This is a genomic window from Dyadobacter beijingensis DSM 21582, assembly GCF_000382205.1.
GTDB classification, from domain to species: Bacteria; Bacteroidota; Bacteroidia; order Cytophagales; family Spirosomataceae; genus Dyadobacter; species Dyadobacter beijingensis.
On sequence record NZ_KB907792.1, the window covers coordinates 13,197 to 39,524 of the forward strand.

Sequence of the window (26,328 nt, forward strand, 5' to 3'; positions counted from 1 at the left end):
CCAGTAAGTACGGAAATACCCGAAGGCTTATATGGGATTTCCAGCAGTAAATACTGGTTAAAAGGCTGACCGATAAAAGTAGGAGGTAGAATAGCTGATATATAGTCATGCATAAACCGGGCTACGGAATCCGTAGCCCAATTTACTATTTTTCCCCTTTTGTATGGTCTTGTACTTGCCCGTTACTTTTTGTCCAGGCTTGACTATGAATAAACTCGCGCAGCTCGGCACCATAGGCACTCGACATGTCTGAGTAAGCATCCCATAAGGAGGTGAACTTGTTTGGCCCTCCAACTTCGATTATAGCAGAACCCTCGGGTCCGAAAACAGCCGGTGCCTGCACCGCCGATCTTTTTGTATCATCCGTCTGAATCACTGATCCATTTGCAGACGTAGCTCCCAAATCGCTATTATATTGGTCGACTCCCACAAGCGCCAAAGAACGCTCTCCTTTGTGGTTTTTGCAGAAATAAAACTTTATTCCTTCGCAATGCTGTTGAGCGAGCAACCAATTTATGACTTCTCTACTGAAAATAACATGGCCATCAGCTGCTGTCAACGCGGATTTCAGAATAGCCTCCCATCCAGGTGCCAGATTCCCGGGTACGACATTTTCCTTGTCGGTGTCGTCCGTATCCTGAGCGTTCGCCGAATCGGGCGGCGTTAGTATAGGAGCTATTACGTCGTGCCAGTAGTTTCTTACCATCACATTGGCCGCTACCTGCGTGATGTGGGTGCCATACGGGTCATGATCATTACCACCATTTCCAGGATCTTTTGGCTCGTGCCTGTTTATGTAAACTTCAAGTTCTCTTTCCCGAAATCCATCCAGGGAGAAATAGTCCAGGCCGTTTGTTTTATAGCTAAACGGAAGGCTTTTTTCAACGTAAGCTTCATTTTGCTTTGCAATGTTCGAATCAGATTGAGGTTGGTCCATGATTTAGAGGTTTAAATGTTCAACTTACTTTGCGGTAACATAAGGCAGTAGAAAACTTTTTTACTGGTGGAGATATTAACCGTTAAATAAGTAGCTTAACAAGTATCTAACAGGGGATTGATTCGCAATGAGGATGTTGCCAATTAGTGCTTTTGCTTTCCACATGCCAGAGGATGAAAACGCTTCGAAAAGGAGAGGACTCAATTCGTTGACCATAATAGTCCTGCAAAAATTATTGGATATTAAATGCTTTACTCATGTGCTACGACCGGCAGCACTCGATTTTCATTCTCGCATTTCGGATGATTCTCAAACTTCTCCATAATTTCCAGCGCCATTGGTTGTATGGGTATCCTGGACGGAATGTCAGTCTTCTAGCACGTGAACAAGTTGCCAAACAGTTAGTTAAGTGCTTATGTATAGAAGTTTTTTTGAGATTTTCTTACTTCCACGAAACGCTACTGTTTTATCGGAGATTTGAATATTTTGGTACAGCTTAAAAACGTACAAAGCCCATTTAATGCGTTTAAATGGGGTTTGTGAATGCTTCGACATCATGTCCAGCAGAGTTTTTAGCGAGGGATTGGAACAAATGGCTCAAGTTGTTGTCCGTGAGGATGTTTGTCCTAAGTATACCTGTTCATCCATGTTTTGCGATCTTTACACTACCTTGCTAGAGCAGCTCAAACGGTCAGGTATAAGTGGACAACTAGGTGTCCGATGTTTCCCATTGGAAACTTATTATTAAGCAGATACTCTCCAAGCTACGTCAAGATATCTTCCCAAGAACAATTCCGCAGCAAGAGCCTCAAAATTAAGCCACAAAGCAAGCAACGCTGTCACAGTAGCTTAATATTTCGATCACTTCAGGCATTTTACGCATCGTAACCTTTCCCGCCGCCGGTCGGTGTCAGTAACTCTCGTGAAAGCTCTCGACACTACGCGATAAATTGAATCTCTGGAGTCGCGTATTACAGAGCTTTTAGATTTTTGATGTTGATCTCCTCGTAATGACCACTACTTTTCAAGTTCCGTACTCTCAGGCATTTCTCACGCAGATCCTCTAATTTACCATTAATTAAAAGATAGCGATCCATAGCGGCACCAAAATGGTATGCGGCATCATTCAAGTCGTCTTCCAAATAGACTATGTCATGTATTGATTTTTTGTAATCGTCGCCCGCTGAATGTAATTTGTTAGCCTTGTCGTACAGTAGCGCCGCCAATTCGTAATTATAATCCTTATCAAATAACGTATAGGACTTTTTTTCAATCGAATATTTATCCAACACCGTATTCTTTATATTTTCTGCCTGAACACGTTTAATACCAAATTTGTTAATTCCCCTGCCAGTCTCAAATGTAAAGTACTCGGCTAGCCTGTAATGATGATAAGCTAAAAAGCTATTTCCTACAACATAGTCATTGTCATAGACTTCCATAATTTGAATGATGCTGATTAATGCATGGAGATATGCGACACTATGCTCAAAACTGGTAAGCTCATCATACTGATTAGAGACTTCCAAATTCTTCTCATATAATTTGGCAGCATACGTCAACTCAAGGAGTCGTTGATATTGCGTAGCTACCGGATATCCAGGCATGATAATCCCATTAACTAAAGTTTCGTTTTCTTCTCCCAAGAGTCGTAGTTTGATATGTGCCAAGAGAATGATTGCTTCGCGAGTGTCCGGTGCATTGGACAAGCTGTTCCGAATCTTCCAGTTCTTAACAAGCTTTTCGCCGAATTCTTCTTTTTCGATGTCATTACGACCTGTTAAGTTTTCCTTGACCGCCTCGGCTTCCTCGACTGCCGATCCTTTAAGTTCCTGAACAGAGTGCTTGTCCGCAAGTTTGTCCTTAAACTTATGGAAGTCATGGATATCAGAGAACTCAGATGTTTGTGAGGCGAGATCGAGTATTCGCCTGACGATGCTTTTTTCCAAGGTAGTTACCAAATATTGGCTATGCTCTGCGTTTTCCTGGTTTTCGCTGATAACAAGCCTAACCAAATACAAAATTTTTCTCAGCTGAAAACTATGGCTTCGAGGCCTGCTACACAGATTGAAATAGTACCCGGACAAATAATAGAAACTTACTATACTATGAAAAGAAATCATCTCCTCTAGTTCCCTCCTAAGCGCCCAAAGTCTTTCGAAATTATCGCTTTTATTTTCGTAAAGTGCGTCTTTGACGACATCAATCATCTGGCTTATATCAGGCACGGTTTCATCTTTGTGATCGATACTAAGCTTTTCATATTGAAGCCTTATCCATTGACTATCTGTAACGAACTCACGTTGCCTTTCTCGAAATACCTTGCTAATCTCGTACGCCTTCATACCCGTCGCTAACTTCTCAAGCTGAGTGACATCCAGAACGTCTGCAATTTGAAAGCCATCCGATTTTGTTTTTAAATGCTTTAGCATGCTCAGCATGCAGTCGCCGATATGTGAAAAGTATATGGCAATATACTTATAGTGAATCTTGGATAGGGAGTTTTGGAAAGGTCTGATGGCTTCTGGTTTTAGAATATTTACAATTTTTTCTAAATTTAGGCCTACCAGTTTTTCTTGGAAAGACCCATCTTTAACGCGACCTTCCAATACATACTTTAGGCCCAGAATATAGGTTTGAATAGCCATAAGAGGAATTCTGTGATTACTCGCTAAAGCCGTTTTATATGGTTTAAGATTCTGCTCATTAAACGCTTTATTTAAATCATCAAAATACGGCTGCGGGATAAACCTTGGCCCTTTCCAATTCATCCATTCAAAGCCTTTAACGCTATTCTTTAAATACAACAAATTTCCTATAGCCAGGTAGAAATTAGAGATTATCGTATCGTTCCGACCAACGATTTTACCGATACCCTCTGCAAGCTGAAGAAATCCTCCAATCGTAATCCCACTTTTGATAGCTGTTATACCCTCGACACCCATCTTCTCTTGTAACACCATCTCAGACAAAAATGCCTGATTAACTACCTGCAATACATCGCTCAACGCCGAATTGACCGAAGTTGGAAAAAATGACTTTGGGCCCTCCAACCGCGTATGGACGTTAGACGCTTTATGATGTTTTGCCAAGGAGCCATTTAATGTCTCACGAACAAATGCCTTTGAATCCGCAACAGCGCCCGAATAAAGTGCTAGCGACTCTTCAAATGAATTAATTTTCTCGTATGTTAAGCCAAGCTTGAGTTTGAATTTTTGAAGCAATAGAAAACTCTGTAAATCGAGCTTGTTAAAATCGCCGTGAGGGATTGCTTCAATCGCATCAGAATATGCAATGATTGCGTCATCATATTCTTGATCGAAGAAATGCAGGTCGCCCAACATTCCATTCAAGAAGTTAATTGATGAAATAATTCTGTTCGAATTACCTCCATCAGTCAGTTTTCCATATGCATCTCTTAACTCCTTCAACTTAGCCCTCACCTGATGTTTGATGACGAACGACTCATCTAGGGTAAAGTTGAAAGCTGCTGACTCCTCTTCAAAGGTTTTTGACAGGAATACGATTTCATTTACTGTTTTACTATAAAATTTGTACTCGAATAGGCCGACCTCCGTCTCTTTTATGTGGTTTATAGATAAGTAGTCGATAATTTTCTTAATGTGATCCCGCAAAGCGGGGGTCTTATTTGCCGACAACACCTCGGGCATCAGTTCTAGATGAGATCTGGAAAATGCAAACGGGTGAAATTTAAAAATGTGATCGAAAAGATACGATGTAGAAACAACAAGATTATCACTATACTGTTTAAAACTATTCCCATACTTCACTAAGAACGGCCTGTATAGATAGCTGATAAAACCAATTCGTTGTTGTTGACGGTAATCGAAGTACAAATAGTTCTTTTTTTCAGTAATGGTAGCTTCTGGACTTGACTGATGTCGGATCAATATTCTTTTGTCATCGAAATCAAGTTGCTTAACTCTGATAAACTCATGTATCAATTTAATTAATTTTTTGGGAGACCCGTTACTCCGGTAAGTCAGATAAATAACAAAATTTTGCAATAAAATATTGATTTTGAGAGCTGCATCAGATTTTTTCAGTGCATCATTATAATTGTCAAAATGTGGTTTGTAAAGGTCTCTCTCACCATTATCCGCCAGCCAAGTATCCGTCTCAGGATTGATGAGATCAAGGAGATATTGCTCGATCCCAGCGCTAAGGGAAGATGTTCCAGGAATGTCTTCTTTTAGCAAACTTTCAATATAAAAAACATAGCTAAAGATACTACCTATTGAAGACTGCCGGTCGGCCACGTCAGCAAGCGAGGCCTCATACATTTCCCGTCCCGCAATAAAAACAAAAACTGACTTGGTAGTAGTAAGAAAATTTTTCAAACCTGCTATGATTTGCTGAATAGCACGTTTACGAGCACGAAGTTCATCGTAATAGGCACTATCATTGCTGTGCGACGAAGTGGATGCAAGATTATGGTCTACCATCTGACCTTCACCTGGAATATCAACTTTATCCAGTTCGTCAAACACGAAAACGAACTTCATATCCTCAATTAATTCAATAATTTGACTTAATTCCTTCTCGATTTCCTTAGAAGAAGCAATTTGATACACCTCAGTTTTCCTTTTCCCAGAAAATCCAATTTTTGTACTAAGCGACTCTAAACTGATTTCCTGTGCATCATTTTGTTCAAATGAGGTGGAAGCGTAACACCTTTTGAAAAGTTCGTCTATGCGACTCCAAGCGACCGGCAGTTCAAGCCAATCATACGCCAACACACAGATAACGAGCACAATTAAAAGAAGCACAAAGAAGCTCAAAAGTATTTTTAAAAGCAATACGGAGATTATCGATAACTCTCCCCCTTGCCGAGACGTGTGAAGAATGTCTTTTGCATCTTTAATATAATAGACGAAAAAGAGAAACAATCCTAAAAATGATATGCTCGAAATTTTTAAAAATGTACCAAGTAGAGACTTTATCTTTGACTTTTTTTCCAGGCCATAAAACTCCTGGCATTTTTCTCTCACTCCCGCAACCATTAAGATTAAAATATCGATTTCCCTCGGCTGTTTCTGGGCAATTGTGATTTTGATCTCGTTCAATTTGTCTTTCTTATAGTGAGCATTATTGAACATTTTCAATGTCCTGTTAACGAAACTTGTCTTACCCATCCCACGATAGCCCGTAACCAGAAAGACTCCCTTACCCGCTTCCAGCATTTGGACAAATTTATCGTGAAGCTCACCTCTACCGATATAAGGTTTGTAAAAATTTTTATCCTCACTACCGGCATGCGGGAGATTGTCAAATGTAAATTTGGAATGCATCTCGATAGCAACATCCAATATGTAGGTGGACGGCGGGGAGTTTTCAAGGGATTTCTGCATAGTTAAGAGGAAGTTCGAAGGGTTAAAGTGTTCATCCAATTTAACCGATACTTTCTTTCAAGAAATTTTGCGTACGCAGAACTTATTAAGCGGTACAAAGAAATTCTGTCTAGCTTGACGGCAATCGTTTTTGGTAAGCAAAAACATTTGTACATTCCGTAAGTCCCTACAAAAGTCTTGGAGCTTTTTCTAATGATTTCATGATTGAAAGTTTTTGAAGTTACGAGCCCGGCTTTGTGCTCAGGGCAATCGCCTTCTTCAATCGAAGAAAAAGTGACGGGGCATCGCCCCTTGGGTGCAAAGTCGGGAGGCGGTTTAAGGAGCGGCGACAAGCCGCGGTAAATAGCCGGAGACTTTGCATCCGTCACTTTTTGCTTCGTAACTTTCGTTGCACTGACTGACACGTGTGTGCGTGGTTTTGAATTCAGGAATGCATATCAACAGCTGCCTGTCTATTTCAAATGGTTAGATACTTAATCCCAGTCGCTTTCGACGAGACTTTTTCTTCTTTTTAACAGGCATTAAAGCTTGTGACATCTCCATACCCATTCGCTTTTCAATATTCTGCAATGAATAGTCTTTACCCAGGTCAGAGCCTTTCACTTTCATACGATTCTGTATATTGAAAAAAGCTACACCTCTTCCTCTATACGTTTTGAAACCATGGGCGAGCATTTGGTTAGCGAAGTCATCAAATGCGGATACCTTTGCCAGCGTTTGGTCGACGAGCTTCCTAAGGTTAATGATGGCAGTATCTTGTGTCGGAACCTGCTGTTTTACTTTCTGATTTAGGCTCATGTCAGGAGTAATTGTAAGCCCGAGCTCCATCTCCATTCGCCTTGAAAACTCTCCGGTCCGTGCATAGTTTTTGAAATGGTCAGCGGTGTTTTTGCCATTGTAATTGATACGGTTTGCCACGATGTGGACATGTTTATGTTTCGTGTCGTTGTGCCGGAATACAAGCATTTGATTTTCCGAGAAACCAAATTCCTTTGCAAACTCCTGAGCCAGCGTAGTCAATTTCTCTGTGGGCGGATCTTCGCCTGGTGGAAAGCTGAACGACTGATGCCATACATATTTATTAAGGTTTCTGTTCTTGTCCCTATTATCCAACATCTGCTTTGCCAGGTAATCCAAATCTAGTCTGCCGTCCTTCAACGTGCTGATGCCAAGATGCTGGATATAGATGAGCTCTCCCCGAACGTCGTCGTGCGTCATTTCCTTCGCTTGTTTTGCCGACAATTCTTTTTCATAGTAGCAATAGCTCAGTATTCCTTTTGCGAAATTTCCCAGTCCGACTTTTCCTATCATGCATCGAGACGTTTAAGCATTGCCGTAATCTTTTCTTCAATCATCCGATGTACTAGATCCGGATTGCTTGATGCATCGGATTTCCATGACGTCAGTAGGGCAGTGATTTCCGCCGGTTGGTAATGATTCTCATATTTTGCCAGCAGCTCCTTGGCACTACGAAACAGATTCGCGGTCGTATCCATAATGCTGGTTTTGTTATGAGAGTCCGGCAACACGCGGCGGATGTATAACCCCAGCTGACGCATCCATTCCTGAACCTTGTTGAGCGTCTTGGAAAATGCCCTGATCTCAAAGTCTTCAAATACCCATAAGGTTATGATTTGTGATAGTAGCCGCACGTACCGACTGCTTTGCATCCATTGTTGACTTTGCATTTGATGATCTTTCGTTTTCAAAACAGCAAGCGACAAAATGCCGCTGAGCTGTTCGAGTGTCTTGATCATTTCTGCCGTCCTGGCGGGAAGTGTCTTTTTTTGCGGTCGTTTGATGGGAGTATCCAATGCGAGTGTGAGAAAGAACTGACTTGCTGAAAGTCCGCTCTTCTCGATCAATTGGTTGATCCGCGCTTTTTCATCTTTGGTAACCCATACAGAAAAGTGGTCCCTTCTCACAATCTTCTCCTCTTTCATTGGTCTTCCTTTTCTTTTGCTTTCCATATTGTCTTTCAGATTAAGCTATGAGCCGCGAGGCGAATAGCAGGGGTCCAGGGGTTTTCCCATGGCCAGCCGCCGGGGAGTCGCTTTTTGCGACGTACCGGCGATAGCTGGCTGTGGAAAAACCACCGTGGTTCCCGAAAATGTTTGAGTTTGTTTGTCTTTGTTTGAAAATATTCGAAAGTCTGATCTCAGACACACAATGCGTTACTTCCGTCCAAGCGGAACAAGCATCTCCTTGCTCTTCTTGTCAAAAATATACTCTCGCCCGATCAGCAAATCCCCCTTATTCGCCTGAGGCCGAAGCTTCAAATAGTTGCTGCCATCTTTCTGCAAGATCTCTCCGTTCTCCATTAACAGTCGATAATTTGGTGCATTCTTGTAGGCCTCGACAATTCTGCGAAGCTCTCGATATTCCTCGCCGATTGATATCAGCCAGGAAAACAAACACAACGAAACAATAGCGACAACAGACCACGGAAGACTCACTGCCAAGCCATGCCAGAAAGCTAGCTTTTTGTCAGAAAAATGTACCGGACGTTGATTGCTTTTAATTGCAGCAGCCGCTTTGTCAATTGCGTCTATGGATTTATCCAGATCTGACTTCATGCGGTCAAAGTTTTCCTCGACCTCAGCAAGCAACAAGGCAGACCAATCATCGATTTCCTGCGCATACTTTTGTACGTACCTTCCTTTGATATGATTCAACTCAGTTCTATCAGTCATGGCAAAAGTTTTCACGGATTTCTTTTTTTAGCCTCAATTTTGCCCCGGGGCCGTAACTCTCCAACGGAAAGCCTTTCCTGATGCCATCTAAAATCTGGCTACCCAGCAACGAGTTGGCCTCGAAGTCGCCAAACCTTACATGCTCCAACCCTAGCATCGCACAGTTGGCGGCTAATTCATCGGAAAGCTTCGGGAATTGTCTGAAACTAAAAACATTTTCCCACACCAGGATTCGAAACTTTCCTCCTAGCACCTCGATCATTTTTTGTAGGTATTCGACACTTGGCCGGTACGCTCCACCGCCCCCTATCACGATATGAAAAATCGCTTCGGCGTCAACTTCCTCGCACCATTCCTCGAAATCCAGGTCGCGCGAAATTAGTGCAGGAAATTGTTCACTCTCAGGTGCTCCAAAATCAAAGTAGATTTCATTGCAGGGTGCGTCCATCAAGCTCTCGATATACCCGACAAAAATATCCCGGACAAGCATATCGCGGTTGTCAATCAATGACACGGTTTCTAACCGCTGATCGCCCAAAAAGGCTAGCTGTCTTGTTGATGTTTGTGTAGAACTGTCGAGGTCGACAAAAAGTGAAGTTTTGTCCTTTTCAGACAAGGCTCGCAGATAGGTGTGCAGGCTTTTCCCGACACCACCCTTTGCTTGAAGTATTAAATTGAATTTACGTCTCATTTTTCTTACCTAGTTTGGTTCCCCTAAAAAAATTGTCTTGCATATCCATCGTCTCACCATCCGACCATACCGCCTTGGATAAGTCTTTAACTCTTTCATGAGTAACCAGCTGCTCTCGTTTAGGAGCTGGTGAAGAATGAAGCCGCTCCTCTCTCATCGGAGCACTTGAGCGCGTCTCTGATTTTTTGCGGAAATAGAATCGACAATACCGCACGTCATCAGCATCGACCAGCTCAGGTTTTCCCAAATCTGAACAGATCATCTCGGCGACGTAATAAGATGAAAGTGATGTCATAACTAGCTCCGCATAGAACTCATACAGAATCTTCCGCCGTTTTTTGTCCTTTCGTTCGAAAAGATCGATGAGGATATCCTTATTGACTTTCACAGCGCAGACCCCGTTTGAATAAATGACGGCATTGGCTTGCCAGCGATATCCCCGGTTCGGTGATGGGCAAATAAATCGATCTCGTATCTTCACGATTGACACCTGGGATCCTCAAGTAGAAGATTAATTCGAATTTGTTTCCTCTCATAACATTTGTTGTTTAGAGGAACAAAAATCGAATTGATATTATTGAAAATCAAGATGTTCACCTGGTGGACAGGTTGTGTGAGCGATAGTTGGTCTCTATCTTAAAGGCATTCCTGCAAACAATTCTCGTAAGCAGCTTTTGGGATGACAGCTCTGGAAATCTGAATTAGTTTCTATTCTAAAACCCTTGTGTCAACAATGTAGGGTTCACGGAGTGTCAGGCCGATGAAACAAGATATCCAAAGGTTACAAATGCAATAGTTCAACTCAAAATTTGTGTGCTTTGTCGTATATTGCCTCAATAGGCAGCTACCTGATCAATATCATTTCAAATACTAGTGAGCCAGCCCAACCGAGCATAAATCAACCCTCGTTAGCTATTCAGGAAATATTCACCAATGTCATTCAACGAAAATTCACGCGTCAAAATCCCAGCAATACTTCACCTCGTGAAGTTGGGATACGAATATATCCCCCTCAGTCAGCACCATAGAAGGATCGATACCAACATCTTTGAAAGTATCTTCATCGAAAGCGTCTTCAAGATCAACGGAGGCGAAATCAGCAGGGAAGAAATTGTGCGAGTGTTGGATGAGCTGAGTCTGGAATTGGATTATGAAGACCTTGGTCAGAAATTCTATGATCGGATCACCGCGAAATCAGGCATTAAACTGATCGACTTCGAAAATTTCGATAACAACAGCTTTCATGTGACTGCTGAGTTAACCGCCCAAAACGGCGATGAGGAGTTCCGGCCGGACATTACCATTTTAATCAATGGTATGCCCCTCGCATTTGTCGAAGTTAAAAAGCCGCACAACAAAGAGGGCGTATTAGCCGAGCGGAGCCGCATTAATTCTCGTTTCAAAAACAAACGGTTTCGCCGCTTTGCCAACATTACACAGTTAATGGTATTCTCCAACAATATGGAGTATGAGGACGGGATCGTGGAACCGGTGTTTGGTGCGTTTTATGCTACATCCGCCTATGCTGACCTGAATTTCAACTATTTCCGGGAGGACGAGGATTTTCCTGTTCGTCAGAAGCTTCTCAACATTGATGAACAGCTTGAAAACAGCGTGTTGAAAGACAATAACCTGCAAGTGATCAAGCATAGCCCCGAATTTAAAACCAACAAGGAGCTAAATACGCCTACCAACCGTATTCTAACCAGCCTTTTCAGTCGGGAGCGTCTACAATTCATTTTACAATATGGCATCGCTTACGTGAAAGAAGAAACCGTTCCACAGAAGCACATTATGCGCTATCCGCAACTCTTTGCCACAATGGCTATTTCGGCGAGGCTAAGCGAGGGAAAGCGGAAAGGGATTGTCTGGCACACGCAAGGTTCTGGGAAAACGGCCTTGGCTTATTACAATGTGAAGCATCTGACTGACTATTATCAGCGCCAGCAAATCATTCCCAAGTTCTACTTCGTGGTGGACCGTCTGGATTTGCTCATTCAGGCCAGCACCGAGTTCTCCAATCGTGGGTTGAAGGTGAACCAAGTCAATTCAAAGGCCGACTTTATTGCTGATTTGCAAATCATTGGCGCGATTAAAAATCACAGCGGGCGGGCGGAAATCACGGTCGTGAACATTCAGAAGTTTAGCGAAGACGCCATAGCGAAGGATTTGCCCGAATACGATATCAACACGCAGCGCATTTATTTTCTGGATGAAGCACACCGAAGCTACAACCCCAAGGGAAATTACCTGGCTAACCTGATCAACTCCGACAGGTCGGCCGTGCTGATTGCGCTCACCGGCACGCCGCTGTTGCGTGAAGTGGCCAAGGAGTATGATTCCAAATTGCTGTTTGGCAATTACTTCCATAAATATTATTACAACCGCTCCATTGCCGATGGGTACACCCTGCGATTGATCCGGGAAGACATCCGGGCTTCCTTCAAAATGGAAATGAAGGATTTGATGCAGCAGATCAAACTGCGGGAGGGGGATATCAAAGCATCGGATGTGTATGCGGACAGGAAATTTGCGAGTGGTTTGCTAAACTACATCACGCAGGATTTGCAAGATTTCAGGGATTACTGGCGAGACGATAGCCTGGGCGCTATGGTGGTTTGCGATTCTTCCAAGCAAGCTAAAATGCTATTTCGATTGTTCGAGGAACAGTACGGTACCCAGGAAATCTACGCCGAAAATCTGGTGCGTATGGCGGCAGAGCCGTTTGTGCCTTATGGAAAAAGACCCAGGAAGATGCTCACCGCAGCATTGATCCTGCATGATGAGAATGACAAGACAATCCGCAAGGAGTTGATCAAAGCTTATAAGGCGGCGAAAGTGGACATCCTGTTTGTATATAATATGCTGCTTACCGGCTTTGATGCAAAGCGGTTGAAGAAATTGTACCTGACACGCGTCATACAGGATCACAACCTGCTGCAAACGCTCACGCGTGTGAACCGTCCATACAAAACCTATAAATACGGGTACGTAGTGGACTTTGCGGATATTTCCAAGGCATTCGACCGTACGAACCAGCTTTACTTCCAGGAGTTGCAGGATCAGCTGGGTGATGAAGCGGAGTTTTACAACCACCTTTTCAAATCGGAGCAGGAGATCAGGGAAGAGCTGGACAAGATCAAAGAAACGCTCTTTCATTATGACACTGAAAACAAGGAGATATTCTCGCAGCAGATCGCGGAGTTGACTGATAAGAGCGAGTTGCTGGAATTGGTGAAGGCATTACGGACTGCGAAGGAGCTTAAAAACATGATCGCCATCAATGGCTATGAGGGGATGGGCGAGCTTGTGAATTTTGAAGTGCTAAACCGGTTGCTGATTGAAGCGCAAAACCGACTGGATAACCTCAACTTCATCGAGAACATCGGCAATGACACCGCTACCCAAAACCTGCTCGTCGCTGCCCTGGAAGATATCGTGTTCCAATTTATCAAAGTGGGTGAAGAAGAATTGCGGCTGGCCGATGAGCTCAAAGAGCAATTGCGCAAGACCAGAACAGCATTGCAAGACAACTTCGACCAGCAGGATCCGCAGTTTGTAACCCTACGAGAAGAGTTGGAGCGAATCTTTAAAAAGAAAAATATTACGGAGACCACGCAGGAGGAGTTGGTAGCGAACTTACCTTTGCTGCGCAGAATTTACGACCAGGCCAAAGAGCTGAACCGTAAAAACGCGCTGCTGAAAGGCAAGTACAGTAACGACGAGAAGTATGCACGCATCCATAAGCGCTTGATAGAGAAAGGAGGATTGAATAGTAAAGAGATGCAGCTGCACCGCGCACTGACGGTTGTAAAGACGGAAGTGGATACAAAGCTCGAAGGTCAGGAGGATTTCCTGGCGAATGAAGCACTGTTCGACCGCTATGTGCTGAGACTGGTAGCCGAGCAATTTGTACAGCAGGAGAAGCTGGATCTGGACACACCGACTCGTAAAAACATCACCACACTTATTTCCAAGGAGTACTTTAATTTATACCACCCGCATTATTAACAATGACATTAGATATTACCTACACTACCAAAACCAAGCAGCTCATAGACAACCTGAAAAGTGTTTGTGCCAACTATGGTTTGGGTAATGACGGCAACGAGTTCAAGATCATTTCCCAGGTTTTCCTTTATAAGTTTCTCAATGATAAGTTTCGGTATGAGATCAAAAAACTCAAACCGGAACTGGGAGACAACAAGACTTTTAATGAGCAGCTGGAAGCAATGTCCGTCGGCGAACGCGAATTGCTGATGGACTTGCTCGATGAGAACGTCCCGCGCCTTAAACCACATCAGCTCATCACCTACTTATACAATATCCAGAACACAGGTGATTTCGCTAAAACTTTTGATGATACGCTGAGGGATATCAGCGTGGAAAATGCGGATGTGTTTTCCATTAAATCCTCAACCGGTGCGAAGGACAAACTGTTTGACGAGCTCAGCAATTTTATCACCGACTCTTCGCAAAGAGATGCATTTTGCAAGGCATTGATTAATAAGCTGTTTGAGTTCAGTTTTGAAGAGAGCTTCGACACTTACTTTGACGAGAAATACGATTTCTTCAAGGATATTTTCGAATACCTTATTAAAGATTACAACAGCGACAGTGGCGGTAAATACGCTGAATACTATACGCCTAATGCAGTCGCACGTATTATCGCGAATATCCTCGTGGCTGAGGATGAGAAAGGCAACAAGAAGTGCTACGATCCCAGTGTAGGATCGGGGTCGCTATTAATGTCTTTGGCGCATAAAATCGGCGAAGATAAATGCACCATTTATTCGGAGGACATTTCGCAAAAGTCGAGCACTATGCTCCGGCTTAACCTGATCCTCAACAATCTTACGCATAGCATTCCGAATGTAATCAAGACGAATACCATTTCTCAGCCCTTTTATTTAGGAAAACAGGGATTCGATTACATCGTCTCCAATCCACCCTTTAAGCTCGATTTCTCGGATTTCAGGGACGATCTTGAAAAAGACAGTTTCAAGGAGCGCTTCTTTGCTGGGATACCTAACGTGCCCAAAGCAAAGAAGGAGTCGATGGCAATTTACCTGCTTTTTATCCAGCACATTATTCATAGCCTAAATGATGCGGGTAAAGCCGCAGTTGTTGTGCCGACGGGCTTTATCACGGCGCAAAGTGGCATCGAAAAGAAAATACGGGAGCGGCTGGTCGATAAGGGCTGGCTGCGCGGCGTAGTGAGTATGCCCAGCAATATTTTTGCCAGCACAGGTACCAATGTGTCGGTGTTGTTTATTGACAAACAAGCGGACAGTGAGCACATTGTGCTGATGGATGCAAGTAAGCTGGGAGACCCTATAAAAGAAGGTAAGAACCTACGTACTGTGCTCAGCAAAACAGAGGAAGGAGACATTGTTGAAAAATTCAATAAGCGCCAAGCGGAGAAAGATCTTTCCGTAGTGGTGACTAAAGAACAGATAAAGGAGAAAAATTACAGTTTCAGCGCTGGCCAGTATTTTGAAGTGAATATCGATTACGCGGACATTACCGCCGACGAGTTTGGAGCTAAAATGCAGGGGTTTGAACAGAAGCTAAGTGATTTGTTCTCAAAGGGAAACTATTTGGATGAGCAGATCAGTAAACAGTTAAAAGTGCTTCGCTATGAGTAAGGCAACACCGAAAAGATTGGGAGACATTGTCAACTTTAAAAGGGGGTACGATCTGCCGTCTCATCTGAGAAAACATGGAAGTGTGCCAATCATTAGCTCTGGTGGTATTTCGGGGTACCATTCTGAATATAAAGCATCAGGCGAAGGTGTAGTGACAGGGCGATATGGTACTTTGGGTGAAGTTTATTACGTAAATGGGAAATATTGGCCTCATAATACGGCGTTGTATGCAACTACTTTCTATGACAACTCACCTAAATATGTTTACTACTTAATGAAGTGTCTCGGGAATTTGCAAACATCAGACAAAAGTACAGTTCCTGGAATCAATAGAAACGATTTACACGAGATTATTGTCCCTTACCTTTTTCAAGAAGATCAATTAAGAATAGCAACTACTCTTTCACTGCTGGACAATAAAATAGAACTCAACAACCGCATCAATGCCGAGCTTGAACAGATGGCCAAAACCCTGTACGACTATTGGTTTGTGCAGTTTGATTTTCCCAATGAAGATGGTAAACCCTACAAATCTTCTGGCGGTAAGATGGTTTATGATGAGGTGCTGAAAAGGGAGATTCCGGAGGGTTGGGATGTGAAGCCTCTGAGCGAGATTAATTTAGAACTAACAAGGGGGATTTCACCAAAATATACAGAAGATACCGGATTGCCTGTAATAAATCAGAGATGCGTCCGAAATAACACCGTAGATTTTTCTTTTTGCCGATTGCACGACGCCAAAGCAAAGCCAGTGCGTAAATTGGTTCAAGTAGGAGATATTCTTGTCAATTCGACTGGCGTAGGCACGCTGGGTCGCGTGGCCGTTGTGAAGCGACTAGAACATTCTCTCACAACTGCGGATTCTCACGTGACAATTGTCAGAGCAGATTCTAGCCAGGTAGAACCATATTATTTGGGAATTTCAATGTTAAATAGGCAGGCAGAGATTGAAAAGCTTGGCGAAGGCTCAACTGGTCAAACCGAGCTCAATAGAGAAAAGCTTGGTACATTAAATGTGCTTTTACCTAAACGGTCGCTACAAGATCAATTCGCAGATATAATAAAAACCGTTTTGAATAGATCCTCCGTGAATGAGCAACAAAACCAACAACTCGCTTCCCTCCGCGACTGGCTGCTTCCCATGCTCATAAATGGCCAGGTAACAGTCGGAGATGTTCCGAATCGTTCAGAGGAAGATTCGGAAGGGAGGGTGGAGACAATTGGACAAGAAGGGGTTCAAATGCATTTGTTTGCATGAATGTGACTTCGCGCATTGTACATGAAACTTGAAGTAACGGCTGCCTTTGGGTGGCCGTTTTCATTTTTAGATCGGCGTATGGACAGGAGCTACCGATGATTCATCAATCTGCCATGAATCAAATCTTTCTCCTATATTTGCCCTGCAAACTCATTAAGAACATTTTATGAAATATTTAAGAAAATCCAGGCCAAAATGGCCTTGGAGAGGCATACGGGTGCAAGTCCCGAGACCTGGACGAAGTGTTCTTTCGTTAGAGTTTGCGGTGACCTCTCCCTGTTTTCACCCAAATCCATTTCAGAATGCAAACTCAAGATGGTTCAGGTGTTGACGCGAAAGAACACTTCGCCAACCCAACGCAGGATGCAGGTAAAGCATCTAACCTCAGCACTCCGCTGACAACATCACAAGCCGAGTTTTGGTATCTCGTAGAATCGCAGGGCTGTAAGGAGCTGGCGCATTCGCTGAGGATGGTCCACGATCTGGCGCTTTATCATTCGGATATTCCGTTTGATACAGCGGAAAAGTCGGCGCTCTTTGATTTGAAAGTACTTTGGGAAGGTTTCGAGAAGATGGGAGAAAAAGTTTGAAAATGGAGGACTGCGGAGGCAGTCCTTTTAGTTTTCAGACCAATTTGCGACCTCTTCATAAATCGCCTTTTGCCAGCGCCTCAACTCCGTATCAACACAAATTCCGATCAGGCAGCATTGCAGGCCGGCACCTTGTTCCTTCGTCGGCAGGTAAACGCCCGCCACCCGGGATGGCACCTGACCCGGATAAATCATCCCGACCCGTTTCGCACCAAAATACTGATGGTACACATACATCTGCCGGAGATCATCCGGCGATGGATTTGATCCGTTCAAATTCTTCCATTTGGTGTCGATCACTATGCAGTGCTCCGTGTTGTGATCAATCACAATGTCGGGCCTGATTCGTGAATGCATTCCCCGGTCAGGCTTCCAGAACGACTTCGAACTCTGAGCCGTGATCGTAGTTTCCGGCCTGATATGCTTTCTCAGGCTCTTGTACACAAACTTTTCCCAGACCAGATTCATATCGAACATCAGCGCCAGAACATGGTTGCGACCTTTTGTTACATCGGGATGATATTGGAGGAGAATCAGACGCGCTATTTCAATGCACTTTCGATAGGGTTCCGTCTTCCGGTTATAGGTAATCGTGTCAAAGGTTTTTGCCGACACCATTACATCGGCCATTTCCGGGAAGCTTAACAGCAAGTTGCCGATATGGCTATGCAGATCGGCGCTCGTATTGATGTGTTTTAACAGCCGGATGGTCTTGTAAATGATCGCATGAAGCTTGTGTTGCGGATCATAAACGGCGTGGCCAACATAGAACCGTTCATGATGTGTCAGGTTTTGCTGAATGTGTTTCCCGAAGATCAGATTCCCTTTTAGAGCCGTGACGTTTCCTTCTTTTCGACGATACTTTTTTACCAAACCGCTATGTAAGAGATACTCAACTTCACTGATAAAAAGCTGGAAAAATAAATCCAGGACAGAATTCGCTTTCAGGCGCAATGCGGCGCTTGTGGGCGCATGGAGATTGAAAGCATCCACTTCGAGCAACATGCCGATCAGGACCTTTCGCCATTTTGCCTCATCTTCTGACTGGCTATTGCGTCGATCGGCCTTGGGTAATATTTCTATTATCAGATCCCCAACCTGTATCACTCCCACGTGCTCATTAAACCGGACGCCATTATGAATCAGTGAAAAGTAAGGCACACCGGTTCCATAGAATGACTGTAATGCGAGAAGTTTAGGTTGGTCAATGACAACGTCTTCGCACCGGTCGTTCAACCGAAGGCACTGATGCTCAAAGACTGTGATATGCTTATTCCGGCTTCGCAAACTATTTGTTTATTAATAGTTTCAATGCGTTCACAAATGCTTCGTCAGACATGGCGGAAGCGTTTTGCAAGGTGTAAACCGGCCGCTCGTTGAATGCCTCGGAATCCGAATAATCAAACTTTGCAAATAGGTTGGGCTCTGATACTTCCTCCACATTAATAAACCCCTGGCCAAGAACTAATCCGATCTTCCCGTAGTCTCCAAAAAAATATTCTTGCAACAGCGGGATGATTTTGTTTTGAAAGGTGAGTTTGAGATCAAAGAGGTTATGAACAGCCAAAAAGTAGCTATGCCCAATAAGATGGTCCCGGTCCAGCAGCTTTTCGATTCGTTTGTTGATAGTGATTAGAATATCCTTTAATGGGAAACCTTCTATATCTTTTTCAAGCAGTTCCGGATTAGGGGAAATCTCCTGGAAACTGAACCGGCGTCGCAATGCTGTATCCAACGCTTCGACGCTCCGATCGGCGGTGTTCATTGTACCGATAATGTACAAATTAGAAGGAACGCCGAACTTCTCTTTGCTATATGGCAAGAGGGCTTCCAGGTACTCAGAAGCACCGAGGCGTTTATCGTCTTCAATCAGACTAATCAGCTCGCCAAATATTTGAGAGACGTTGCCGCGATTAATTTCGTCGATAATCAGGACGTAGCGTTTTTCTTGTTTATCGACCGGTTCGGGAGATTTGTAAGAATTCAACTTTCTCAACAATGCAGGATAGTAAATACCAACTCCGGTTTTTTGCATTTGCCTTGTACCATAAAATTGTTCCTTTAATGTCCCGATACTTAAAGTATGTCCACTTCCACCACTGGCTTTTCTAAACCGTATCGATGTATTGGTAAATCCCAAAATTGTATATTCTTTGCCCTCGCGGACAAGAGGAAATTTCATCTCCTTATTCTCTTCCCATTCATTTTGCAGCATATCGAAGGCTTCATCGAATGTTATCCGCCCTGAGTCGGTTGAATTAGCAAAAAGCAAATTGTCGTTTGCTTTTGTGGCCAATTTCTTGAAAACGCCGGGTTGAATGTCATAGATAACTTGATTATTTTCACTTATTGCAGGCTTGATACCTTCAATAAAGTCTTCATAAGACATGTTTTGATGGAAAGTGCAAAATTCTATTTGCCCCGTTTGTTTCAATTCCTCGAAGCGGGTTTTAAGATCCTCCCGACTTTTGCCAGCCAGATCCCCATCATCCAGTCCATCGATGATGGCCACTGCCTTTTTAATCGTCAAATATGTCTTTCCTGTCCCGGGCGGGCCGTATAGGATTTGGTTCAATGGGAAATTCTGTACACCTGCGTCTGGCTCTAATTCCATGTTATTTATCTCATGGCTGGGTTTGTTCCCAAAAATCAAATCAATGTTCTTTTGAGATGCTACTCTCGTCATTGTAGACCTGTAAGCGCCTCCTTTTTCTACCTCAAACGGCTGAAAATTTTTCTCCCAGTCGACCGATAAGTGTTTGCCATCACCCGGGTTATCTGTCACCACCCCTATTGCGTGCACACCCAGAACAGATATGGTCTCTCCATTTTTCTTCCTCGTGAAGGAAGTTTTGGCAGCGATTTTGCTCCCAACGGGAATTTTCTTAATCACTTCGAGATGCTTATCATCATAGCCATTCTCCCAAATGCCATCCCGAATAAAACGTTGTAGTTGACTATCTTTTCCATCATTCCAGGTGAAGCCGGCACAGTAGTATTCTATTTCCATTAATTCTCTTGTCGTTCCTTAGAATATAATCGTTTAACCGCTAGTACACCTATTAGTGCCCTACCGACGAGAAATGGCCTCGGTAAACTTCATGAAGTTGTCAATAAATTCTCTTGGTTGTTTAACCGATTCGTAAACCTCGCATGCATCCGCACCCGAATCTAAAAGCCATTTTTTCCAAATAGCTCTCATTATCTGGTAGTCATTTGGGTGCTCCATAGCAACACCTTGTGCATTTCGTGACCTATCTGCGAACTCGACTACCATAACGCTAAGTCCCTTCAACGATTTGGTTGTTCGCTTGATCTGGTACTTAGGATTCTTCGAAATGAATTGCTCAATATCTCCTCCCACTTTGTTATATTCATCTCTCGCTTCTTTAATGACCGAATACCTTAATGAGTAACCAGAGGTATGATTGGCATTTTCTATATAACCATCTGTGAAGATCACCGCCACATTCTTCATGACTATATTTGCCGTCGTTTCGTCGCTTATCTTTTCGACTTTTTTGGGACGATTAACCAAAGACTGATGAATTGTTTGGTTAAAATATGTCCAGATATCGGTGCCTGAATAATTTCCCAATGAATACTTGTATAACTTACCAATTTCCTTTTTCAGTTTGGCTTGATCATTAGCAAGATTAGACCTAATGTAGTCCGATCGATCACGCGGTTTGTTTTCAAACGCATCAAAATTAATCTGCATGTCTTTCGCACTTACAATGCCCGCACTCAAAACTGTTCGATTCATGAAGTCAATTGTGAAAATGTCCTTTTGATTCATTTTTCTAGCGCCTATTGCGAGAAATTGCTTGATATTATCTACAAAAGAATTTAACAGTATTGTGTCATGCACTGGTTTGGGGTGAATATTAGGATCTATTCTATTTGAAAGGTCGGGAACGAGAAGGACATTGAAATTATTTAATACTACAATGTCTGGTCTGGGATCGGCAACCTGTTCTTCTGTCTTAGACCCTCCTGAGCCACATCCAAAAAAAGTTAGTGCTAAAAACAAATAACTAATACGCTCAATACTCATGATAAAACTAAATGACTTTGTGTTTAATCGATTTTATTTGCTTCCACCTGTCAACTTCTGTTATAGCTTCCAACGTTTTTCTTTCAGCTATAAGCGTTGAAAAAACTTCATGGAGGTATTTGCTCCATCCCTCAAGAAAAATATTAATCCTATCATGAAGCGCATCAACCGATATTGGTATTTTGTCATTGTCAATTTGACTTAAGTATATGTTCGACAGGTTTACTATGCGTTCCTTAAATCGAATCAAATCTTGATTTAACGCAATAAGACTATCATTCAATTTGATAGGAATTTCACGTATAAGCAGCTCCTTCGCTCTTTTTTCTAAACTCTTTTGAACGATGGAAGACTTGTTATCAGAAATCCTTACTCTCAGGTCGGCTATTTGGTTATTTTTGTCTTCAATAAGTTGCTCGTACTCTTTGATTTGCACCTTGCTTTTGTTTTGTTGAAGCGTTGGATTTCTTGCTTCCAGTAGTTCAAAGAGTTTATTTATGACTTTCTCAAAGAGATAAACACCCAAAGTACCCAATATAAAAACCAACCAAAAGTTATCAGTCGTCAGCAAATCAAGTGCGCTGAGCTGCTCGTTAGTGACGTTGGTCAAATACTCTATATTATTTACATTCTTTGCCACCTTATAAGCAATAAATGTATCAACCACCAATATTAATATTATCCCTTTATATGGCGAGATTTTAGACCAAATTTTGGATAGCAAATTATTCTCTCCATTAGCTGTATTGGCTTCTGATTTCTTTGTGAATAGGTTTATCATACCTAGGACTAATGGAATTGACACAAACAAAAACAGAAACATTATCCCCCCGGCTCCTTTGCTCCATACTTTCGTCAGGGCGTATGGATTAAATACGTCGGGTGTTTCAGTTGTGATAGACCGAGCAATCTGCTCCTTGATGTCCTGTTGAGAGAAAATAAAAATGTATGCGACTGACGAATAGAAAACAAAGATGTATAAAGCCAAAAACACTAGCATAGATATGCATAAAGTAAACATCGGCCAATTGATAGGTGGTTTTACAAACTCTATCTTGTGTTCTGAAATTTTTCGTTTCAAATCATTTATCTCAGACTCTACAAACGGGATTTTTGTTTCGATGATTAACTCATTTTCAATACCTAGCGTCTCTATTTCAGTCTCTATTCTTTCAATATCTTTCTGCTCAGATTCTAATAAGATCGCCGAATTTTCTTTTTGTTTTCTTATTTCAGATTCGGTATTAATTTCAACAGTAGAAATAACCAATTTCTGTTGTTCCTGTATTTTGTTGTACAGTCGCTTCTTTTTTTCCTCAATAACATCTACATCATTGATAAAATTATGATATAGACTGTCCATGGCCTGAGGAATGATCTGAAAATCCCCATTATTAGTTTTGGATCGGATGTAGCCAATATTTTTTAGCATGTCCTGATCAAAACTAGCCACCTCAGAATCTATCAGGGTATCGAGAATTGTCTTAAAATCAGTGAGCGATTGCTCTTCAAAGCTCTGCGGTTTTGTGCGCTTCTGCTCCGGAGTTGCGCCAGCATTAGTTATTGTGCGAGATGCCAAAGTAGTGCTTTCTATGTCGTCTATCGATTCCCCACCTGCCAGCCTTGAAGCACGAGTTTTGATGTCATTGAAAATGGCGATTAATTGAGACACTGTTTTTGGAAGGTTGGTAACTATAACAGATTCGTGATTGTTTGTTCTAGCGTTGACGCTCCAATTGTAGGATCCTGTTATCGCCAATTCCTCGTCGATCACGCAAAATTTCTGGTGCATCAAACCCCATCCAACATTTTTGACCCTGACCACTTCTACGCCAAGAGGTTGTAGTGCCTCAAAGTTTAATTTGTAGTTATCCGGTTGATCAGAGAGTATAATTGATATCTCAATTCCCTGGTGTGCCTTTTCTTCCAAGACACTGAATAACTCCTGATCGGTAAACCAGGACATTGCGACAAGTATTTGCTTCCTCGCATTTTGCAATTCTGATTTGATCCTTTCGAAGACCACAATATTGTCGGAAAGGGTATCTTGTATAAGTTCGTCAAATTCCATGAGCTAGGTTAGTTAAAATTGTATTGTTCGTGTTGAGAGTATTCCGTGAGAGCATAGGAATATTTAGCTTTGACCGATGGTCAAACTTTGTTGTCGGATTTGTCCGAGCCGTTTGCCAAATATCGCTGATGAAGCAGAACTTCGATATCTGTCACCTTGACAGGCTCTAAATCAAAAGATGTTTATTAATATTGAATCGATGTTGTAGCTAGGTCCAAATTCTCGATGGAGATGGCACTGGGCGCCTGATAATAACATCAGTATGGTCAACAATGATAAGCGGAGATTGATACTTAAACATGATAGAGTTTTAGAGGTTCTGTTGAATCTCTAATATATAAAGAAGTACACGGATATTTACTTAAAGGTAATAACAATTTATTATACGGTAAACGGGTGCATAAGTAGTAGCTACAAAGGGACGGCAACATATTGAAGCTCGAAATTGCGAGCACTGTCTTAAATTACATGGCTCGGTTATGAAGTGCCTCCATCGACCGGCTTGTTACGTACAATTGCACTCTTGCCATAAAGTTTCACAAATGAGGGTCTTGTCTGTATAAAAAAGTCCAGCCAATTCAACTATGGCTGGACTTTAATGGCTGGACTTTTGGGGTTAGTCTTCTATCTGGCTATCGAGTCAAGATGTCTTTCAGCCTTGCCATATCATCACTAATCTTCCGATCGACAATCTTCGCATACTGCTGGGTAGTTTTGATATTCCGATGCCCCAGCATCTTGGATACACTCTCGATTGGCACCCCATTCGTCAAAGTGACCGTGGTAGCGAAAGTATGGCGGGCCAAGTGGAAAGTAATATTCTTGTTAATCCCGCACAAATCAGCAATCTCCTTCAAGTAAGCATTCATCTTCTGATTGGAAAGTACAGGCAGTACGCGATTCTCATTCTCGCATTGAGGATGATCCTCATACTTCTCCATGATTTCCAGCGCCATCGGTAGAATGGGGATCCGGGATGGGGTGTCTGTTTTCTGACGCTTAGTTGTGATCCACTTTCCGCCATCAATCCCTTCGGCAATCTCAGTCCGCTTCAACTTATATATATCTGCGTAGGCAAGTCCTGTATAGCAGCAGAAAAGAAAGATATCCTTGACCAGCGCAAGCCGACCGTCGCCCATATCTTTCTCCCACACCTTCTTCAACTCAACTTCTGTCAATGCCTGCCGATCAACCTCTCGCTTCGAAAACTTGAATGCATAGAAGGGATCTCGTAGGAGCCATCCTCTTTTAACACATAGAAGAACGATCTTCTTAAAGTTCGCCAAATACTTCATCGTAGTGTTATGGCTGACCTTCTTAACTGCTTTAAACCAGAATTCATACTGTGATATAAATTCGTAGTCCAGCTTCCTGATCTCAAAGTCGTCCGCCTGGTACTTCCATTTGATGAAATCACGGGTATGCTTCATGCAAGTCTCATACCGCTCCAGAGTACCTGGCGCAAAATCGGCTCCGATCAAGGCAGCAATTTGATCGTTATGCTCGCGGAAAATGGGAAGGATAGTTTTCCCGCCTTCCGTTCTGCCTAGAAGAATATTCTTGATAGCCTCTGAGGTGACTTCTTTATTTTCCTCAATCAAGGATCGCTTAGCTTCGTAAATTTTGGTGGTGAGCGTATCGAGATAGGCATTCAATGTTTTGGTGTCCTCCTTGTTTCCGGTCGCACGGCCGGCACCCACGCTCCACTTGGATGGATGCCAAATGCGTTTGGTCGAGATGTCTTTTGGAATGCCATTGACGGTAACGCGACAGTAAACATAGCGCATGCCGCCCGCTAATTCTGGTTTGGGTCTTTTCAAAAAGAAAATCAACCCGAAGCTTGTTTCCAACATAGTACAAAATGTTTAAGATGAACAAAAATCGAATTGTTACCATTGAAACGCAAGATGTCCACGCGGTGAACAGGTTGCTAACCAGCTAGTTAAGTGCTTATCTGTGGAAGTTTTTTTGAGATTTTCTTACTTCCACGAAACGCTACATTTTTATCGGGAATTTTTGAATATTTTGATATAGCTCAAAAACGCAAAAACCCCGTTTAAAGCGTTTAAACGGGGTTTTTGAATGTTTTGACATCATGTCCTGCAGAGAGAGAGGGATTCGAACCCCCGGACCTGTTACAGTCAACGGTTTTCAAGACCGTCGCAATCGACCACTCTGCCATCTCTCTATCTGTTCCGCCGTGTGCGAAACGTAGTGCAAAAGTAAAGGTTTTATGTTTTAACGCAATATTTTGGGCTAAATTTTCTGAGAGAAATTTGTAAGTCGCTTGTAGTGAGGTGTGGTAGCGAGCGGGAATTTTTGGGAGAGGTATTGCGGCTGGACGGTGGCGGGCAGTTGGCACAGTTTTTGAAATCTTTGTGTTAATCCACATTTTAAAAACCACATTAAACTCAACAATCATGAGAAAAATCTCTTTGCTCGTTCTTCTGTCGGTGCTCAGCAGTGCGGCGTTTGCGCAATCTTTTTCCATCGGGCCCAAAGCCGGGGTCAACATCAGCAACTACACCGGAAGCGATATCGAATCCGATGCCCGCGTTGGTTACCATTTAGGCGGGATCATGAATTTTGGGATCGGGCAGGTGTTTTCGATCCAGCCGGAAGTGCTGTTCTCTACCCAGGGTGCTAAAATCAAGGGTAGTACCAAGCAGGAATTTAAAACAACCTACGTTTCCGTACCGGTTATGCTGAAATTCCGCTCGAAAGGTGGGTTCTACTTTGAATTCGGACCGCAGGCGTCGTTTAAAACAGGGGAGGACATTCCCGATCAGACCATCGACCATTTTGCCAAAAACCTCGACCTCGCCGGTGGTATCGGTCTGGGCTATCAGGCTAATTTCGGCCTCGGTATCGGAGCAAGGTACATAGCCGGTTTCTCCAAAGTAGGTGACTTCGATAAAACCGCCGCCATGAACCCCGACTTCAAAAACAGCGTAATCCAGTTCAGCTTGTTCTTCGCCATTCCGGCGCATAAGTAGGCAGAAACGATATTC

The 26,328-nt window shown here is 42.9% G+C and carries 17 protein-coding genes and 1 tRNA gene; 5 read left to right on the top strand and 13 right to left on the bottom strand.

What is annotated here, in order from left to right; translation table 11 throughout:
* Positions 1-145 precede the first annotated feature (145 nt).
* The 7 genes from H144_RS0128430 to H144_RS0128460 all read right to left on the bottom strand — a co-directional run bounded on the left by H144_RS0128430 (position 146) and on the right by H144_RS0128460 (position 10,174).
* Positions 146-937 (bottom strand): hypothetical protein, encoded by a 792-nt coding sequence (locus H144_RS0128430; protein WP_019945525.1) that lies wholly within the window; start codon positions 935-937, stop codon positions 146-148.
* A gap of 971 nt (positions 938-1,908) precedes the next feature.
* Positions 1,909-6,309 carry a hypothetical protein gene (locus tag H144_RS0128435; RefSeq protein ID WP_019945526.1) on the bottom strand — a complete coding sequence of 1,467 codons (4,401 nt, stop codon included), beginning with the start codon at positions 6,307-6,309 and terminating at the stop codon, positions 1,909-1,911.
* Between the two features lie 465 nt (positions 6,310-6,774).
* Positions 6,775-7,620, bottom strand: a complete 846-nt coding sequence (locus H144_RS0128440) for a relaxase/mobilization nuclease domain-containing protein (RefSeq protein WP_019945527.1) — start codon at positions 7,618-7,620, stop codon at positions 6,775-6,777.
* Positions 7,617-8,279: a plasmid mobilization protein gene (locus H144_RS0128445; RefSeq protein WP_019945528.1), complete on the bottom strand. Its 663-nt coding sequence runs from the start codon at positions 8,277-8,279 to the stop codon at positions 7,617-7,619. Before H144_RS0128445 ends, H144_RS0128440 begins: the two co-directional genes overlap by 4 nt.
* A gap of 204 nt (positions 8,280-8,483) precedes the next feature.
* Entirely contained in the window at positions 8,484-9,017 is a 534-nt protein-coding gene (locus H144_RS0128450) for a hypothetical protein (protein ID WP_229208020.1), read from the bottom strand.
* Entirely contained in the window at positions 8,995-9,693 is a 699-nt protein-coding gene (locus H144_RS0128455; RefSeq protein ID WP_019945530.1) for a P-loop NTPase family protein, read from the bottom strand. The genes H144_RS0128450 and H144_RS0128455 overlap by 23 nt, the downstream gene beginning before the upstream one ends.
* Complete coding sequence (locus tag H144_RS0128460; protein ID WP_157505228.1) at positions 9,683-10,174, bottom strand: hypothetical protein; 492 nt, start codon at positions 10,172-10,174, stop codon at positions 9,683-9,685. The genes H144_RS0128455 and H144_RS0128460 overlap by 11 nt, the downstream gene beginning before the upstream one ends.
* A gap of 452 nt (positions 10,175-10,626) precedes the next feature.
* Between H144_RS0128460 and H144_RS0128465 the strand changes: the two genes are divergently transcribed.
* The 4 genes from H144_RS0128465 (at position 10,627) to H144_RS0128480 (ending at position 17,189) form a co-directional block, all read left to right on the top strand.
* Complete coding sequence (locus H144_RS0128465) at positions 10,627-13,704, top strand: type I restriction endonuclease (protein ID WP_019945532.1); 3,078 nt, start codon at positions 10,627-10,629, stop codon at positions 13,702-13,704.
* Between the two features lie 2 nt (positions 13,705-13,706).
* Complete coding sequence (locus H144_RS0128470) at positions 13,707-15,341, top strand: HsdM family class I SAM-dependent methyltransferase (protein WP_019945533.1); 1,635 nt, start codon at positions 13,707-13,709, stop codon at positions 15,339-15,341.
* The gene (locus tag H144_RS32735; RefSeq protein WP_084600044.1) at positions 15,334-16,599 is read left to right on the top strand and encodes a restriction endonuclease subunit S; all 1,266 of its coding nucleotides are present in this window, start codon (positions 15,334-15,336) and stop codon (positions 16,597-16,599) included. Before H144_RS0128470 ends, H144_RS32735 begins: the two co-directional genes overlap by 8 nt.
* A gap of 302 nt (positions 16,600-16,901) precedes the next feature.
* Entirely contained in the window at positions 16,902-17,189 is a 288-nt protein-coding gene (locus H144_RS0128480; RefSeq protein ID WP_019945535.1) for a hypothetical protein, read from the top strand.
* Positions 17,190-17,216: 27 nt separating this feature from the next.
* Here H144_RS0128480 and H144_RS0128485 read toward each other — a convergent pair whose 3' ends face one another.
* The 6 genes from H144_RS0128485 to H144_RS0128510 form a co-directional block, all read right to left on the bottom strand.
* A complete protein-coding gene (locus tag H144_RS0128485) occupies positions 17,217-18,476 on the bottom strand; it encodes an McrC family protein (RefSeq protein ID WP_019945536.1) in 1,260 nt (419 codons plus the stop codon).
* A 1-nt stretch (position 18,477) separates the two neighbouring features.
* Positions 18,478-20,199, bottom strand: a complete 1,722-nt coding sequence (locus H144_RS32740) for an McrB family protein (protein WP_019945537.1) — start codon at positions 20,197-20,199, stop codon at positions 18,478-18,480.
* A 60-nt stretch (positions 20,200-20,259) separates the two neighbouring features.
* Complete coding sequence (locus tag H144_RS0128495; protein WP_019945538.1) at positions 20,260-21,246, bottom strand: hypothetical protein; 987 nt, start codon at positions 21,244-21,246, stop codon at positions 20,260-20,262.
* Positions 21,247-21,253: 7 nt separating this feature from the next.
* Positions 21,254-23,317, bottom strand: coding sequence for a phospholipase D-like domain-containing protein (locus tag H144_RS0128500; RefSeq protein ID WP_019945539.1), 2,064 nt, complete (start codon positions 23,315-23,317; stop codon positions 21,254-21,256).
* A 632-nt stretch (positions 23,318-23,949) separates the two neighbouring features.
* Complete coding sequence (locus H144_RS0128505; RefSeq protein ID WP_019945540.1) at positions 23,950-25,170, bottom strand: site-specific integrase; 1,221 nt, start codon at positions 25,168-25,170, stop codon at positions 23,950-23,952.
* Positions 25,171-25,420: 250 nt separating this feature from the next.
* Positions 25,421-25,505, bottom strand: a tRNA-Ser gene (locus tag H144_RS0128510).
* A gap of 232 nt (positions 25,506-25,737) precedes the next feature.
* On the opposite strand from H144_RS0128510, the gene H144_RS0128515 reads away from it, so the two are divergent.
* On the top strand, positions 25,738-26,313 hold the full coding sequence (locus H144_RS0128515) for a porin family protein (protein WP_019945541.1): 576 nt from the start codon (positions 25,738-25,740) through the stop codon (positions 26,311-26,313).
* Positions 26,314-26,328 lie beyond the last annotated feature (15 nt).

Coding starts and splice junctions, on each gene's coding strand:
- H144_RS0128430 (WP_019945525.1), bottom strand. CDS start 937: ATGGACCAACCTCAATCTGATTCGAACATTGCAAAGCAAAATGAAGCT.
- H144_RS0128435 (WP_019945526.1), bottom strand. CDS start 6,309: ATGCAGAAATCCCTTGAAAACTCCCCGCCGTCCACCTACATATTGGAT.
- H144_RS0128440 (WP_019945527.1), bottom strand. CDS start 7,620: ATGATAGGAAAAGTCGGACTGGGAAATTTCGCAAAAGGAATACTGAGC.
- H144_RS0128445 (WP_019945528.1), bottom strand. CDS start 8,279: ATGGAAAGCAAAAGAAAAGGAAGACCAATGAAAGAGGAGAAGATTGTG.
- H144_RS0128455 (WP_019945530.1), bottom strand. CDS start 9,693: ATGAGACGTAAATTCAATTTAATACTTCAAGCAAAGGGTGGTGTCGGG.
- H144_RS0128465 (WP_019945532.1), top strand. CDS start 10,627: ATGTCATTCAACGAAAATTCACGCGTCAAAATCCCAGCAATACTTCAC.
- H144_RS0128470 (WP_019945533.1), top strand. CDS start 13,707: ATGACATTAGATATTACCTACACTACCAAAACCAAGCAGCTCATAGAC.
- H144_RS32735 (WP_084600044.1), top strand. CDS start 15,334: ATGAGTAAGGCAACACCGAAAAGATTGGGAGACATTGTCAACTTTAAA.
- H144_RS0128480 (WP_019945535.1), top strand. CDS start 16,902: ATGCAAACTCAAGATGGTTCAGGTGTTGACGCGAAAGAACACTTCGCC.
- H144_RS32740 (WP_019945537.1), bottom strand. CDS start 20,199: ATGGAAATAGAATACTACTGTGCCGGCTTCACCTGGAATGATGGAAAA.
- H144_RS0128495 (WP_019945538.1), bottom strand. CDS start 21,246: ATGAGTATTGAGCGTATTAGTTATTTGTTTTTAGCACTAACTTTTTTT.
- H144_RS0128500 (WP_019945539.1), bottom strand. CDS start 23,317: ATGGAATTTGACGAACTTATACAAGATACCCTTTCCGACAATATTGTG.
- H144_RS0128505 (WP_019945540.1), bottom strand. CDS start 25,170: ATGTTGGAAACAAGCTTCGGGTTGATTTTCTTTTTGAAAAGACCCAAA.
- H144_RS0128515 (WP_019945541.1), top strand. CDS start 25,738: ATGAGAAAAATCTCTTTGCTCGTTCTTCTGTCGGTGCTCAGCAGTGCG.